Raw genomic sequence first — 14,989 nt, forward strand, 5'->3', positions numbered from 1 at the left:
CGGAGCCCCTCGGGCTCAGCGCACCGCCACGACGGCTCAGCGCACCGCCACGACGGCCGAACCGTGCCCGAACAGCCCCTGGTTCGCGGTGATCCCGGCGCGGGCGCCCGGCACCTGCCGGTCACCTGCCGTGCCCCGCAGCTGCCAGGTGAGCTCACAGACCTGGGCGATGGCCTGGGCGGGTACGGCCTCGCCGAACGACCCCAGGCCGCCGCTGGTGTTGACCGGGACACGGCCGCCGAGGGCCGTGACCCCGTCCCGTACCAGCTTGGCGCCCTCACCGGCTCCGCACAGACCGATGTCCTCGTACCACTCCAGTTCCAGCGCGGTGGACAGGTCGTACACCTCGGCGAGCGACAGGTCCTCGGGCCCCAGCCCCGCCTCCTCGTACGCGGCGCGGGCGATCGACGCGCGGAAGGTGTGCGGGGCGGGGGAGACGGCGACGGCCGAGTCGGTCGCGATGTCCGGCAGGTCGAGGACCGCCTTCGGGTACGTCGGCGTCACGGTCGAGACCGCCCGGATACGGACCGGGTCCGGGTGCCCGTGCCGGCGGGCGAACTCCATGCTGGAGAGCACCAGCGCCGCGCCCCCGTCCGAGGTCGCGCAGATGTCGAGGAGCCGCAGCGGATCGGCGACGACGGCCGAGGCCGCGACCTCCTCGGCGCCGACCGCCTTGCGGTAGCGGGCCATCGGGTTGAGCGCACCGGCGGCCGCGTTCTTCACCTTGACCTGGGCGAAGTCGTCCACCGTGTCCCCGTACAGCGCCATCCGGCGGCGGGCGTAGAGCGCGAAGTACGCGGGGTTGGTCGCCCCGAGCACCCGGAACCGGAGCCAGTCGGGGTCGTCGGGCCGCTCCCCGCCCGCCGGGGCGAAGAAGCCCTTGGGCGCCGAGTCCGCGCCGACGACGAGGACCACGTCCGCCAGGCCGGCCAGGATCTGGGCCCGCGCCGTGCCGACGGCCTGCGCGCCGGAGGCGCAGGCCGCGTAGACGCTGGTGACGCGCGCACCCTGCCAGCCGAGCGCCTGGGCGAACGTCGCCCCCGCCACATAGCCCGGGTACCCGCACCGCACCGTGTCCGCGCCGACCACCGAACCGACGTCCCGCCAGCCGATGCCGGCGTCCGCGAGGGCCGCCCGCGCCGCCGCCGTCCCGTACTCGACGAAGCTCCGGCCCCACTTGCCCCACGGATGCATCCCGGCACCGAGGACGGCGATGTCGTTCATGACCGCTCCTCCGACTCCCGCGCCACGCGCGCGTGCACCGGCCGCCAGTGCCAGGTGGTCCAGATGTGCTCCGCGTCCTCGTTGAGGACGCCCGGCACCACCTCGACCTCCATGCCGACGGCCAGGTCTGCGGTCCGTACCCCCGGCGCCGCCTGCCCGAGCACCACCATCGCCTCGGCCGCCAGCTCGACGGCGACGAGGGTGTACGGCTCCCAGGGCGCGTCCGGGTCGGAGACGTAGGGCGCGGGCGGGCGGTAGCGGCCGTCGGTGTACGACCACACACGGCCCCGGCGCGAGAGCGGCGTCTCGACGAGCGTCCCGCCGCCCGGGCAGCCGGGGTTGCGGCACCAGCTGTCCTCGCGGGGGAAGAAGACCGAGGCGCAGGCCGTGCAGCGGGTGCCGAGGAGCCGGAACCCGGCCTCCTGGCCGGGCTCGTCACCGCCGCCGTCGTCCGTGAACCATCCGGCCACCACCGGCCTGCGCGTCCGTGTCACGACGGCCTCCCCGATCCCGAGATCCCGCTCATCTGACGAAGCGTCAGAAAGTCTGGCACGGATGTCGCGCGTTGAGAACCGTACGGGCCTTTATCGCGTCCCTACCTACGGAACGGGCGGCCGGGGCCCACGGGGGTGGTCCCGGCCGCCCGTCACCGTCTCTGGGTGTCAGTGCCCGGCCACCGACCGGCGCGCCACAGGGAAGTCGAAGAAGGTGCTCGGGAACGGCTCAGGCTTGAAGGTGAAGTGCCACCACTCCTCCGGCAGGTTGACGAAGCCCTGCGCGGCCAGCGTGTCCTTCAGGAGCTGCCGGTTGGCCCGCTGAGTACCCTGGATCCGCGGGTCGTCGGTGTGCGAGAGCGTGTCGAAGCAGTCGAACCCCGTACCCATGTCGACGGAGTTGTCCGGGAAGCGCTCGGCCTGCGGGGCGGAACACTCCACCAGCCGCTCGCCCGGCACGTACGGGCGCGTGGGCGCGGCCGGCAGCCGTACGATCGTCACATCGAGCGTGGAGCCCCGGCTGTGCCCCGACTTCGCCGCGATGTAACCGTCCTCGAACAGTCTCGACTTGTCGACGAGGGGATAGAACTCCTTCTTCATCCGCTCGTCGGCCAGATCCTCCGCCCAGCGCACGAAGTGGTCGACCGCCCGCTGCGGCCGGTAGCAGTCGTAGACCTTCAGGGTGTAGCCCTGCGCGCGGAGCTTCACCTGGGCGCGGTGCAACGCCTCGGCGGCCGGACGCGTCAGGATGCAGAGCGGCTGCCGGTAGCCGTCGACGCGCTCGCCCACGAAGTTGTGCACCGTGGTGTAGCGCATCTCCTGAAGGATCGTCCGGTCCACGGAGCTCAGCGCCACGAACTCCTTCGGCGCCTTCGGCTCCGGCCCGGCCTGTCCGGCCTGCGCGGACGGTACGGCGGCGGTGGCGGCCAGCAGGCCCGCGGCCGCGAGCACACCGAGCGTACGTAATGCGGAAGCAAGTCTCGTCATGCCCACCGTCTATCAGGTTCACGGGGCACGGGAAAGGGTGATCGCGTACGGTCCTGGCGTGAAGGACTCCTACTGCTCCAGCTGCGGCACCCGTTACCCCGAGCCGGCAGGCTGGCCCCGCACCTGCGCCGCCTGTGACGCGGTCGCCTACCGCAACCCGCTCCCCGTCGCCATCGCCCTGCTCCCCGTCACGGACGCGGAGGGCACCGGACTCGTCGTCATCACGCGCACGATCGAACCCGCCCTGGGCGGCATCGCCCTCCCCGGCGGCTTCATCGACCACGCCGAGGACTGGCGGGACGCCGTGGTCCGCGAACTGCGCGAGGAGACCTGGATCGAGGCGGCGGCGGAGGACGTGCGGCTGGCCGACGCGCTCAGCTCCCCGGGCGGGCACATCCTCGTCTTCGGTCTCCTCCCCACCCGCGCGGCGGACGAACTACCGCCCTCCGCGCCGACGGACGAGACCACCGGCCACCACCTGCTCCGCGCCCCGACGGAACTGGCCTTCCCGCTCCACACGGAGGCGGTACGGCGCTGGTTCGCGGGGAGGTACGCCTGAGGGAAGGAGCCCGGATGTTGGATGTTGGATCCAACATCCAACATCCAACATCCAATATCCGATCTCCCCTCGCGGACCCCGATCTCCGATCTCCGATCAGCCGCCCGCGACCCGCGACCCACCACCCACCACCCCCTACCCCTCCGCCCCTCCACCCCCGCGCACCCGCACCGGCAGCTCCACCTCGACCGCTCCCTCGTCCGTCACCCGCTCGACCACCACCCGGCCGTCCACGAGCCGCGACGCGTACCGCTCGATCTCGCCGGACTCCCACCCGTCACCGGTGTCCCGTACGACGAGTCCACCGCCGGTCCGCCCGGCGGCCGGGGCCCACACCTCCAGTTCGAGCCCCCCGTCCTCACCCCGGACCGGAACGACCGCCCCCGCCCGCGCGAGCACCGGGATACGGGACCAGGGCGCGTCGAGCAGAACCTGCCCCGGCCCGTCGTACGCCTGCCCCGTCGCGGTGTCGTACCAGCGCCCGCGCGGCAACCGCACCGCCCGCCGGTCGGTGCCCCGGGTGAGCACCGGGGCCACGAGCAGCGCGTCGCCCACGAGGAACGCGTCGTCGCAGTCCCGCAGGGCCCGGTCCTCCGGCGAGCCCCACCACACCGGCCGGATGTACGGCGCCCCGGTCAGCCGCGCGAGTTGGGAGAGGGTCACGAAGTAGGGCCGCATGCGCTCCCGTTCGGCGATCGCCACGCGCGCGTGCTCCAGGACCTCGGGGCCGAACTCCCACGGCTCGCGGCGCCCGGCGTCGATCGCCGCGTGCGTACGGAACAGCGGCATCCACGCCCCGAGCTGGTACCAGCGCAGGAACAGCTCCGGCGAGGGACTCCCGTCGAACCCGCCGACGTCGGGCCCCGAGTACGGCACCCCGCACAGCCCGAGCCCCAGGACCAGCGACAGGGAAGCCCGCAGCCCCGGCCACCCCGTCGACACATCGCCCGACCAGGTCCCTCCGTACCGCTGCATGCCCGCCCACCCCGAGCGGGAGAAGAGGAACGGCCGTTCGTCAGGCCGCAGGCGGCGCAGCCCCTCGTAGCCGGCCCGTGCCATCGCCAGGCCGTACACGTTGTGCCCCTCGCGATGGTCCCCGCCGCGCCCCTCGAGGGCGTGCCGGGCCGAGCGCGGCAGCGTCTGGTCGCCGAACGGGGAGAAGGAGACCGGCTCGTTCATGTCGTGCCAGACCCCGGAGAAACCCTGCGCGAGCCGCTCCTCGTACAGACCGCCCCACCACTCCCGTACCGCCGGGTCCGTGAAGTCCGGATAGGCGCACTCGCCCGGCCACACCACCCCCTGGACCTCGTTGCCCCGCCCGTCGCGGACGAAGGCCCCGGCCGCCCTCCCGGAGTCGTACACGGCGTTCCCCGGCTCCGCCTTCACCGCCGGGTCGACGATCGACACCAGCCGTACGCCCTGCTCCCGCAGCTCGGCCGCGAGCCCCGGCAGATCGGGGAAGGACGCGCGGTCCACCGTGAACACCTGGTGGGCGTCGTAGTGGTCGATGTCCAGATGGAGCACGGACAGCGGGAGGCCCCGCTCGCGGTAGCCGTCCACCACCCGCCGTACCTCCCGCTCGCTGCCGAACCCCCAGCGCGCGTGCTGCGGACCCAGGGCCCAGGACGGCGGCAGCGCCGGCGCCCCCGTCAGGGCCGCCCAGCCATGGAGCACGCGCGCGGGGGTGCCGACCACCACCCAGCAGCGCAGCGGCCCCCCGCCCACCCGGACCTCGCTGGTCCCCGGCCGGTCGTGCCCCGAGCCCGCCCCCTCCTCACCCTCCGCGAGGGTGACCTGCCCGTCCCAGGAGTTGTCGTGGAACGCCAGATGGGTCCCCGCGTCCGCGACGACGAACTGCACCGGCATCGTGATGTACAGCGGATCGTCACCGGGGGAGAAGCTCCCCTTGGGGTCGGTGTTCCACAGCCGGTACGTGCCGTCACGCAGACGCGGCCCCGACGCCCGCCCGCCGAGCCCGAAGAACCGCGCGTCCGCGGGCACCTCGCTGCGCTGCACCCACCGCGCCGGACCGCCCGCGACCGGCTCCCACCAGCGCGGCGGCAGATCCCGGCGCAGGACCACCCCACCGGGTGTACGGATCTCCACCGCCCCGTGCCGGGAGACCGCGACCGTCACCCGTTCGGAGACCACCCGCCAGCCGCCGTCGGTGTCCGGCTCGAGCCGGGCCCGGGGATCCGGCTCCGGCGCCTCTCCGGCCAACGCGTACGACGGCAGCTGCTCGGCCCCGTCCCAGCCCCAGAACACCGTGCCCCCGGCCGACACACTGATCCGCAGCTCCGAGCGGGCGAACCGGACGATCCCGCCGCCCGGCCGCGGCTCCGCCTCGCCCACAGGACCCGGCACCCGCGCCCGCTCCGCACCCCTCGGCGGCAACCCCCACGCATCCGTCCGCCGCTGCCGCCACGCCGAACGCACCGCCCGCAATCCCCGCACCGAACCGAACACCCTCACCGAACGCACCAGCTCACGACCGTCCATGCTGCTCAGCCTGCCATTCGGCACAGGCCGGGAGGGGTTCGTTCAACTGCCGTTCACCCGTGGTGGGAGCACATATTCAGCACCCCGACCATGGGCGGGGAACCCTGGTGCGAACGCCGCTCCCATGGCATCGTCCCTGTCAGCCGCGTCACGCGCACACCCCAGCACGTGCGCGGGACACACGCAGACCCCCGTGTACGCCCAGGGAGCCACCGCACATGACATCAGCCCACACCGACCCGCTCTGGCAGCCGGACGAGGCACACATCGCCGCCGCCGCGGTCACCCGCTTCCAGGCCTGGGCCGCCGAGCGCCACGGAGCCCCGGCCGAGGGCGGATACCCGGCCCTGCACCGCTGGTCGGTCGAGGACCTGGAGTCGTTCTGGCGGGCCGTCGCCGAGTGGTTCGACGTCCGCTTCTCCACCCCGTACGAGCGCGTCCTCGGCGACCGTACGATGCCCGGCGCCGAGTGGTTCCCGGGAGCCACCCTCAACTACGCCGAGCACGCCCTGCGCGCCGCCACCGAGCGCCCCCATGACACGGCACTGCTCCATGTGGACGAGACACATGAGCCGCGTCCGATCACCTGGGCCGAGCTGCGCCGCCAGGTCGGCTCGCTCTCCGCCGAACTCCGCGCGCTCGGCGTGCGCCCCGGCGACCGCGTCAGCGGCTACCTGCCCAACATCCCCGAGGCCGTCGTCGCCCTCCTCGCCACCGCCGCCGTCGGCGCCGTATGGACCTCCTGCGCACCCGACTTCGGGGCGCGCAGCGTCCTCGACCGCTTCCAACAGGTCGAACCCGTCGTCCTGTTCACCGTGGACGGCTACCGCTACGGCGGCAAGGAACACGACCGCCGCGACACGGTCGCCGAACTCCGCGCCGAACTCCCCACCCTCCGCGCCGTCGTCCACATCCCGGTCCTGGGCACGGAGCCCCCGGAGGGAGCGCTCGCGTGGTCGGCCCTCACGGCGGCCGACACCGAACCGATCTTCGAGCAGGTGCCGTTCGAGCACCCCCTCTGGGTCCTGTACTCCTCCGGCACGACGGGCCTGCCCAAGGCGATCGTGCAGTCGCAGGGCGGCATCCTGATCGAGCACCTGAAGCAGCTCGGCCTCCACTGCGACCTGGGCCCCGAGGACGTGTTCTTCTGGTACACCTCCACGGGCTGGATGATGTGGAACTTCCTCGTCTCCGGCCTCCTCACGGGCACCACGGTCGTCCTCTACGACGGCAGCCCCGGCTACCCCGACACGGGCGCCCAGTGGCGCGTCGCCGAACGCACCGGGGCCACCCTGTACGGGACCTCCGCCGCGTACGTCATGGCCTGCGCGAAGGCGGACGTCCACCCGGGCAGGGACTTCGACCTCTCGGCGATCAAGTGCGTCGCGACCACGGGCTCCCCGCTCCCGCCCGACGGCTTCCGATGGCTTCACGACGAGGTACGGGCCGACCTCTGGATCGCCTCGGTCAGCGGCGGCACGGACGTCTGCTCCTGCTTCGCGGGAGCCGTCCCCACGCTCCCCGTCCACATCGGCGAACTGCAGGCGGCCGGCCTCGGCACGGACCTCCAGTCCTGGGATCCGTCCGGCAAGCCGCTCATCGGCGAGGTCGGCGAACTGGTCGTCACCAACCCGATGCCGTCCATGCCGATCCGCTTCTGGAACGACCCCGACGGCAGCCGCTACCGCGACAGCTACTTCGAGATGTTCCCGGGCGTCTGGCGCCACGGCGACTGGATCACGATCACCGACCACGGCTCGGTCGTCATCCACGGCCGCTCCGACTCCACCCTGAACCGTCAGGGCGTCCGGATGGGCAGCGCGGACATCTACGAGGCCGTCGAACGCCTCCCGGAGATCCGCGAGTCCCTCGTCATCGGCCTCGAGGAGCCGGACGGCGGCTACTGGATGCCGCTCTTCGTCCACCTCGCGGACGGCGCGACCCTGGACGAGGCGCTGATCGCCCGCATCAAGCAGACGATCCGCACCGAACTCTCCCCGCGCCACGTCCCGGACGAGATCATCGAGATCCCCGCCGTCCCCCACACCCTCACGGGCAAGCGCATCGAAGTCCCCATCAAACGCCTCCTCCAGGGCACCCCCCTCGCCAAGGCCGTCAACCCAGGCTCGGTAGACAACCTGGACCTCCTCCCCTTCTACGAATCCCTGGCCCAAAAGCGCAACAACTAACCCCACCACCCGCTGGCCGGGGGCCCGGACTCCGGCCCCCGGCGAGGAAGCGCACTCCACTCCAACACCTGGCATCTCGTGCACTGACCCGCCCGCCCCGCGCCACCCACCAGGGCAGGCGAACCCCCCACCCCAGGCCCGCGAAATCCTGCCGCGCCCCACCCGCTCCCCGGCGGCGTGGGGCTGTCGCGTATTCACCCGCAGTACCCCGGCAACCCAAACTCCCGCACCCCTCCGCCGTGCCCCGCCCGCACGCAAGCTCCCCGACGGCGCGAAGCTGCCCCCCGGCTGCACTGACCCCCGGCAGCCAGTACTTCCCGAGGCCTTCCCGGCTCCCACCTCGGCGGCCCGAACCTCCGGCCCCCTCCACTCCACCCCCGGCGGCGCGAAGCTGCCGCCTCCCGCTGCACTGACCCCCGGGCAGCCAGTACTTCCCGAGGCCTTCCCGGCTCCCACTCGGCGGCCCGAACCTCCGGCTCCCCCCCCACCCCACCTACCCCCGGCGGCGCGAAGGCTGGCGCCCCCAGCCGCCCCACCCGCCCCGCGGCGCGAAGCTGCCGCGCCCTGCCCAGCCCGCGCGAAGCTGCCGCGTCGCGGGGGTTCGGGGCGGCAGCCCCCGGTCTCGTCAGAGTTTCGGGAAGGGGCGGGGTGGGGGAGAAACCCCTACCCCCCGTACGTCGCCTCCGCCTCACCCAGCACGTCCGCGAAGTCCCCCGCCAACCGCCGCCCCTCCGCCCCCTCCAGCGTCGCCGTAGTGATCCGCACAGCCGTCGGTGACGCGATCCGGAACCGCGCCCCGGCCGCCACCCACCACCCGCGCGTCCGCAGCCCGTTGACCACCGCCGACTCGTCCCGCACCGGCACCCACACATTGAGCCCACCCGCCCCACCGGGCCCGCCGGCCTCACCAGCCCCACCGGCCACCCCAACGCCACGCGCCTCCAGCGCCTCCACCAGCACCCCCCGCCGCTCCGCGTACGCCGCCTCCCCGGCTGCCACCAGCCCGGCGACCGCAGGGTCGGAGAACAGCCCGACCACCGTCTCCTGAAGGACGTGGCTGACCCAGCCGGACGTCATCAGCATCCGCCCGTCGTGCCGCGCGACCGTCACGGGATCACCCGCGACCCCCGCCCACCGCAGGTCGACGCCCAGACGCTTCGAGACCGTCCGCACCTGCGCCCACCGCTCAAGCCCCGACGCGGCCAGCGTCGGCGCCAACGGCCCCGCGATCTCCACGTTGTAGTCGTCCTCGACCACCAGGACCTCGGGGAACTCCCGCAACATCGAAGCCAGTTCGTCCCGCCGCCCCGTCGAGAACGACGCCCCCGTCGGGCACTGGGCGCGCGGACTGCACACCACCGCCCGTACCCCCGCGCGCAGCGCGACCCCCAGCGCTTCCGGCGTGATCCCCTCGCCGTCCACCGCCACCGGCACCATCCGCAGGCCCAAGGCCGGCACCAGGTCCAGGAGATGGTGGAACCCGGGATCCTCCACCGCCACGGCGTCCCCGGGCCGCAGCTCGACGGAGAGCAGCCGGGCGATGCAGTCGAGCGCCCCGTGCGCGAACGTCACCCGCTCCGCCGGTACGCCGTCCCGCGCGAACCACGCGCGGGTCAGCTCCTCCAACGCGGAGAGCCGGGGCGCGGCGCGGTGCGAGCCGTACACCGGCCGGACCTCCGCCGGCGGCCGCAGAACCGGCAGGAAGGCCGGGTCGGGCAGGCCGCTGGCCAGGTCCACCAAGCCCGGTGGCACCCGCGGCGGCCGCCGCGAGGCGACCGACGGAGCCTCCGCCACCACCGTGCCGCCCCTGCCGCGCGTGACCACCAGACCGCGCCGCCGCAGCTCCTTGTACGCCGTCGCGACCGTGCCGGGGCTGATCCCCAACTCGTCCGCGAGGCGCCGCACGGGGGGCAGCGCGTCCCCCGGCGCGAGCTCGCCCTCGGTCACACCGCGCTCGACGGACGCGGCAAGCCCCTTGGCCGTCGTCCCCTGGATCGAATATTGTGTTGCCACGTACTGAACTATGTATCAATACAATACTCAGGTCAAGGTCCAGGGGGACCGAGTGAGCCGCACGCTTCCAAGGCCCAGCACCGTCCTCAAGCGCATACCCGGAGGCCGCGACGGCCGCCGCATGCTGCTCGTCAGCATCATCGACAAGACCGGCACCGGCCTCTGGGCCGGCTGCACCGTCCTCTACTTCACCTACGTCTCCGGCCTCGGCCTCGGCCAGGTCGGCCTCCTCATGACCGTCTCCGGAGGCGTCGGCATCGCCGGCGCCCCACTCGCCGGCCGCCTCGCCGACCGCTTCCCCCTCGTCAAGGTCATCGTCGGCGCCCAACTCCTGCGCGGCGCCGCCCTCCTGCTCCTCCTGACCACCGACAACCTGCTGCTCCTGACGCTCTACTCCGCCCTCGGCGCCCTCCCCGACCGCGCCGGCAGCGTCCTCATCAAGCTCTACGCGGCCCGCATCGCCGGCCCCGACCGTGCCCGCTACCAGGCCATCCAGCGCACCACCGTCAACATCGGCTGGTCCATCGGCGGCCTCGGCGCCGCCGCCGCACTCGCCACCGGCAGCACCCGCGCCTACGGCCTGCTCCTCATCGGCAACGTCCTCACCTACGCCGTCATCGCCGCGCTCACCCTCCGCTGCGCCGAACCGCCGGCCCCCTCCCGCGTCGCCGCCACCTCCGCCGCATCGGGCGCACCCGGCGCAGCTGCCACACCCGGCGACCGGGAGCCCACCCCGCCGACCTCCCCGTGGCGCGACCGCACCTTCCTCGGCTACACCGCCACCGACGCCGTCCTCTTCCTCGACGACACGATCCTCCAGGTCGCAGTCCCCCTCTGGATCGTCCATGCCACCACCGCCCCCGCCGGCCTCGCCCCGCTGCTCCTGGTCCTCAACACCGTCCTCGTCGTGATCTTCCAGGTCCCCCTCTCCCGGTTCGCGGCCACCACGAAGGCCGCCCGCCGGCTCCTCGTCCCGCTCGCCGGCCTCTTCCTCGTCGGCACCCTCGCCCTCGCCGCCTCCGCCGCCGGTGGCACCGCCCTCGCCGTCACGGCCCTCGTCATCGCGGTCGTCGCCCTCACGTTCGCCGAGATCATCCACGCGACGGCCTCCTGGGAACTCTCCGTCGCCCTGGCACCCGCCCAGGCCCAGGGCGCCTACCTCGGCGTCCACGGACTCGCCCACTCCACCCAGCGATTCGCCGGCCCCCTCCTCGTCACCGGCGTCATGTCCGTCGGCGCGCTCGCCTGGCCCCTGCTCGGCCTCGGCCTCGTCGCGGCAGGTGCCGCGCAGCACCGACTGATCCGCGACCGCCTCACCCGGCCGTCACTGTCAGTGCCGAAGGTTACGGTGAGTGAGCACTGATCGACAGCGCTCAGGGGGAGACATGACCAAGCCCGGCACCACCACATCCATGCGCCGCGCCCTGCGCCGCGAAGTCCCCAGCACCGTCGGCGTCCTCGCCGACGAGGACGACTTCACGGCCATGCGCCGGTACGCCACCTTCGCCTTCGACGACCACCCCGCCTACCTCCAGCAGATCGAAGGCCTCCTCAAGTCCCTCGCCACCCAGGGCGGCCACACCACGGTCGCCCTCTTCGACCCCGAGGAGTACGCGGAGTTCTGCGAGGAGACCGGCCTCGACCCCGACCGTCCCGCCAGCCGCAGCCGCTACACCGCCGAACTGGCCGCCACCGGCGCCCTCGTCGCGTACACCGGCCAGCCCATGGACACCCTCGTCCCCACCCTCATCGACACCGCGGTCCGCCACGCCACCTGGGAGTACGCCACGACTCTCCTCTCCGGCGTCGGCGACTGCGCCACCTGCGGGCAGGACATCGGCCGAGAAGCCTTCGCCCACGCCGCACGTCAACTCACCCGACTCCTCGAAGCCGCCGGCCCCGGCACCCACCACCTCGTCTGCAGCGTCCCCGCCGACGACGAACACCTCCTCGCCGTCCTCCAGGCGACCTGCGACGGCGACGGCCCCGCTCACCTCGACCACGACGAAGCAGCCGAGTTCGCCACCGTCCTCGCCGTCGGCATCGCCGTCGACAGCACCGGGGGAGTCGTCCTGCGCACCACCAGCCCAGGAACCCGCGACCGCCTCCACGGCTGGCGCCTCACCGGGGGCAATCTGCGCCCCCTCACCGAAGCCGAAGTCTTCAGCGCCTACTGCACCGACGCCCGCACCGGAGAACCGATCGCCCCCGAACCAGGCGTCGACCACCGCGCCGGCTTCGCCCTCACCCCCGACGAGGACGACTGGCCGACGCACCACTGACGCCACCACACAACACAGAAGGGGCTCCCCGCCACACCGTGACGGAAAGCCCCTTCCACACACACCTACGAACCGGACCGAACGGGGATCACTCCCCGGACAGCACCGCCTGCGCGGCCACCCGGGCCTCCTCGGCCGTGTCGGCGGCCCGAGCCGCAGCCGCGGCCCGCTCACACTGCGCCAGCGTGTACTTCGCCAGCGTCGCCCGCACATAAGGAATGGACGCGGCACCCATCGACAGAGAGGTGACACCCAGACCCGTCAGCACACAGGCCAGCAGCGGATCCGAAGCGGCCTCACCACAGACACCACAGCTCTTGCCCTCGGCCTTGGCCGCCTCGGCGGACAGCGCCACCAGGTCGAGCAGCGCGGGCTGCCACGGATCCTGCAGCCGCGACACCGCACCGACCTGACGGTCGGCGGCGAAGGTGTACTGCGCCAGGTCGTTGGTGCCCAGCGACAGGAACTCCACCTCCTGCAGGATCGAACGAGCCCGCAGAGCGGCGGAGGGGATCTCCACCATCGCACCGAACTTGGCCTGCAGCCCCGCCTCACGGCACGCGTCCGCGAACGCCTTCGCGTCCGTACGGTCCGCCACCATCGGCGCCATGACCTCCAGGTACACGGGCAGACCCTCGACGGCCTTCGCCAGCGCGGTCAGCTGCGTCCGAAGCACCTCGGGATGATCGAGCAGCGAACGCAGACCCCGCACACCCAGAGCCGGGTTCGGCTCGTCCGCGGGCGTCAGGAAGTCGAGCGGCTTGTCCGCACCGGCGTCCAGCACCCGCACGACCACACGACCCTCGGGGAAGGCCTCCAGCACCTTGCGGTACGCCTCGACCTGCTTCTCCTCGGTCGGAGCCTTCTTGCTGTCGTCCAGGAAGAGGAACTCCGTACGGAACAGACCGACACCCTCCGCACCGGCCTCCACCGCGGCCGGCACGTCTGCGGGACCGCCGACGTTGGCGAGCAGCGGCACCTTGTGCCCGTCCGAAGTCGCACCCGGACCACTGGACGCGGCGAGCGCGGCCTTGCGCTCGGCGGCGGCCGCCGTGAGTTGTGCCTTCTTCTCTTCGCTCGGGTCCACGAAGAGCTCACCCGTGGAACCGTCCACCGCGATGACCGTGCCCTCGCCGATCTCCCCCGCGCCCGGCAGCGCCACCACGGCAGGCACACCCAGCGCCCGCGCGAGGATCGCGCTGTGGCTGGTCGGCCCGCCCTCCTCGGTCACGAAGCCGAGCACCAGCGCCGGGTCGAGCAGCGCCGTGTCGGCGGGAGCCAGGTCCCGCGCGATCAGCACGTACGGCTCGTCACTGTCCGGCACACCCGGCATGGGCACCCCGAGCAGCCGCGCGACGATACGGTTCCGCACGTCGTCGAGGTCGGCCACACGCCCGGCCATGTACTCACCAGCGCCCGCGAGCAGCTCGCGATAGTGGGAGAACGCGTCGTAGATACCGCGCTCGGCCGTGCTGCCGACCGCGATCCGACGGTCGACATCAGCGATGAGCTCGGGGTCCTGGGCGATCATCGCCTGGGCCTCCAGCACATGCTGAGCCTCACCGCCGGCCAGATTGCCGCGCGCGATGAGGTCGGCAGCCACAGCCTCCACGGCCTGACGGGCGCGCCCCTGTTCGCGCTCCGCCTCCTCGGCCGGAATCTGCTTGGCCGGCGGCTCGAGAACCGCCGTACCCATGTGCCGGACCTCGCCGATCGCCACTCCGTGGCTGACGCCGACGCCTCGCAGCGTTGTCTCCATCTCACCCGTCTCCGATAGAGCGGCGGCATCCGGCCGCCGCGATGAATGTCGAACCGTGGTCGTCACGAGGACGACGCCGGCCTCAGACCCAGCCGAAGAGCTGGTCGCCGGCCTTCACGTCGCCACTCTCGACGACGGCGGAGAGGGAGTCGGCGGTGGCCTCCAGGGCCACGACGGGACAGATGGGGGACTTGCCGGCGGCCTCGACGGCGGCCGGGTTCCAGCGGACGACGACCTGCCCCCGCTGGACGGTGTCGCCCTTGTTGACGAGCAGTTCGAAGCCCTCGCCATTGAGCTGAACGGTGTCGATACCGAGATGCGTCAGCACACCGTGCCCTTCGGCGTCGACGACGACGAACGCGTGCGGGTGCAGAGAGACGATGACGCCGTCGACCGGCGAAACGGCCTCCGACGGCTCACGTACGGGGTCGATGGCGGTGCCGGGACCGACCATCGCGCCGGAGAAGACCGGGTCGGGTACAGCGGCGAGACCGATGGCGCGTCCGGCAAGCGGCGACGTCACGGTTGTCATGGGAAGCCTCCCAGGGGCGGAGATTGTGTGGCGCCGTCACTGCCTGTCCTGGACGGCGTACTGTTCAGAAGCGTAAGTCATAGGAAGTCCCAGTTCCGCACGAGACGTACCAGTTGGCGGACCTAGGGACTACCCGGAAACGATTTGCCTCAGCTGACGGTGGGATGTACTGTCGTACTCCTGCCTGACCCCAACGCGGCTTTGAGTCGTGAGTCGGCAGCACCTATCGAGCCAGATCCTAACCCCAGTGGTCTACACCTCTGCATGCCTGCGGAGGACGTGGTCAGGGGGAGTGAAAAAGCCTGGTAGTGTTTGACCCCGCCGCAAGGGAAAGCGCGAAAAGCGAATTCCGAAAACGGCAGCCCGCTCCAGCGGGTGGCAGAAACGGGAAATCGGATCTGCTAAGCTGGAAACACGAAAGACCGAAGGGAAAAGCCCGGAGGAAAGCCCG

11 protein-coding genes are annotated in these 14,989 nt (G+C 72.5%); 4 read left to right on the forward strand and 7 right to left on the reverse strand.

What is annotated here, in order from left to right:
• Positions 1-36 precede the first annotated feature (36 nt).
• The 3 genes from ACGFYP_RS30240 to ACGFYP_RS30250 form a co-directional block, all read right to left on the reverse strand.
• Positions 37-1,224, reverse strand: a complete 1,188-nt coding sequence (locus ACGFYP_RS30240) for a lipid-transfer protein (RefSeq protein ID WP_361969964.1) — start codon at positions 1,222-1,224, stop codon at positions 37-39.
• Complete coding sequence (locus ACGFYP_RS30245; RefSeq protein WP_393500208.1) at positions 1,221-1,718, reverse strand: Zn-ribbon domain-containing OB-fold protein; 498 nt, start codon at positions 1,716-1,718, stop codon at positions 1,221-1,223. The genes ACGFYP_RS30240 and ACGFYP_RS30245 overlap by 4 nt, the downstream gene beginning before the upstream one ends.
• 168 nt (positions 1,719-1,886) lie before the next feature.
• A complete protein-coding gene (locus ACGFYP_RS30250) occupies positions 1,887-2,705 on the reverse strand; it encodes a M15 family metallopeptidase (RefSeq protein WP_393500211.1) in 819 nt (272 codons plus the stop codon).
• On the opposite strand from ACGFYP_RS30250, the gene ACGFYP_RS30255 reads away from it, so the two are divergent.
• The gene (locus tag ACGFYP_RS30255) at positions 2,704-3,264 is read left to right on the forward strand and encodes an NUDIX domain-containing protein (RefSeq protein WP_393500214.1); all 561 of its coding nucleotides are present in this window, start codon (positions 2,704-2,706) and stop codon (positions 3,262-3,264) included. The two genes, ACGFYP_RS30250 and ACGFYP_RS30255, sit on opposite strands and share 2 nt — an antisense overlap.
• A 135-nt stretch (positions 3,265-3,399) precedes the next feature.
• On the opposite strand, the gene ACGFYP_RS30260 is transcribed toward ACGFYP_RS30255, so the two are convergent.
• On the reverse strand, positions 3,400-5,763 hold the full coding sequence (locus tag ACGFYP_RS30260) for a TIM-barrel domain-containing protein (RefSeq protein ID WP_393500217.1): 2,364 nt from the start codon (positions 5,761-5,763) through the stop codon (positions 3,400-3,402).
• Between the two features lie 218 nt (positions 5,764-5,981).
• On the opposite strand from ACGFYP_RS30260, the gene ACGFYP_RS30265 reads away from it, so the two are divergent.
• The gene (locus ACGFYP_RS30265; RefSeq protein WP_393500220.1) at positions 5,982-7,952 is read left to right on the forward strand and encodes an acetoacetate--CoA ligase; all 1,971 of its coding nucleotides are present in this window, start codon (positions 5,982-5,984) and stop codon (positions 7,950-7,952) included.
• A gap of 663 nt (positions 7,953-8,615) precedes the next feature.
• Here the strand turns inward: ACGFYP_RS30265 and ACGFYP_RS30270 are convergent.
• A complete protein-coding gene (locus tag ACGFYP_RS30270; RefSeq protein ID WP_393500223.1) occupies positions 8,616-9,965 on the reverse strand; it encodes an aminotransferase class I/II-fold pyridoxal phosphate-dependent enzyme in 1,350 nt (449 codons plus the stop codon).
• Positions 9,966-10,017: 52 nt separating this feature from the next.
• On the opposite strand from ACGFYP_RS30270, the gene ACGFYP_RS30275 reads away from it, so the two are divergent.
• Both ACGFYP_RS30275 and ACGFYP_RS30280 read left to right on the forward strand, forming a co-directional pair.
• Positions 10,018-11,328, forward strand: coding sequence for an MFS transporter (locus ACGFYP_RS30275; protein WP_393500227.1), 1,311 nt, complete (start codon positions 10,018-10,020; stop codon positions 11,326-11,328).
• 22 nt (positions 11,329-11,350) lie between these two features.
• Positions 11,351-12,247: a hypothetical protein gene (locus ACGFYP_RS30280; protein WP_393500230.1), complete on the forward strand. Its 897-nt coding sequence runs from the start codon at positions 11,351-11,353 to the stop codon at positions 12,245-12,247.
• A gap of 88 nt (positions 12,248-12,335) precedes the next feature.
• On the opposite strand, the gene ptsP is transcribed toward ACGFYP_RS30280, so the two are convergent.
• Positions 12,336-14,006 (reverse strand): phosphoenolpyruvate--protein phosphotransferase, encoded by a 1,671-nt coding sequence (gene ptsP, locus ACGFYP_RS30285; protein ID WP_393500233.1) that lies wholly within the window; start codon positions 14,004-14,006, stop codon positions 12,336-12,338.
• A gap of 82 nt (positions 14,007-14,088) precedes the next feature.
• The gene (locus tag ACGFYP_RS30290; protein ID WP_361969939.1) at positions 14,089-14,538 is read right to left on the reverse strand and encodes a PTS glucose transporter subunit IIA; all 450 of its coding nucleotides are present in this window, start codon (positions 14,536-14,538) and stop codon (positions 14,089-14,091) included.
• Between the last annotated feature and the right edge of the window lie 451 nt (positions 14,539-14,989).

This window comes from Streptomyces sp. NPDC048370, from assembly GCF_043200825.1.
Taxonomy (GTDB): domain Bacteria; phylum Actinomycetota; class Actinomycetes; order Streptomycetales; family Streptomycetaceae; genus Streptomyces.

Bases quoted from the DNA above. Each gene is read 5' to 3' on its own strand.
- ACGFYP_RS30240 (WP_361969964.1), bottom strand. From the start codon at position 1,224: ATGAACGACATCGCCGTCCTCGGTGCCGGGATGCATCCGTGGGGCAAG.
- ACGFYP_RS30255 (WP_393500214.1), top strand. From the start codon at position 2,704: ATGCCCACCGTCTATCAGGTTCACGGGGCACGGGAAAGGGTGATCGCG.
- ACGFYP_RS30250 (WP_393500211.1), bottom strand. From the start codon at position 2,705: ATGACGAGACTTGCTTCCGCATTACGTACGCTCGGTGTGCTCGCGGCC.
- ACGFYP_RS30260 (WP_393500217.1), bottom strand. From the start codon at position 5,763: ATGGACGGTCGTGAGCTGGTGCGTTCGGTGAGGGTGTTCGGTTCGGTG.
- ACGFYP_RS30265 (WP_393500220.1), top strand. From the start codon at position 5,982: ATGACATCAGCCCACACCGACCCGCTCTGGCAGCCGGACGAGGCACAC.
- ACGFYP_RS30280 (WP_393500230.1), top strand. From the start codon at position 11,351: ATGACCAAGCCCGGCACCACCACATCCATGCGCCGCGCCCTGCGCCGC.
- ptsP (WP_393500233.1), bottom strand. From the start codon at position 14,006: ATGGAGACAACGCTGCGAGGCGTCGGCGTCAGCCACGGAGTGGCGATC.
- ACGFYP_RS30290 (WP_361969939.1), bottom strand. From the start codon at position 14,538: ATGACAACCGTGACGTCGCCGCTTGCCGGACGCGCCATCGGTCTCGCC.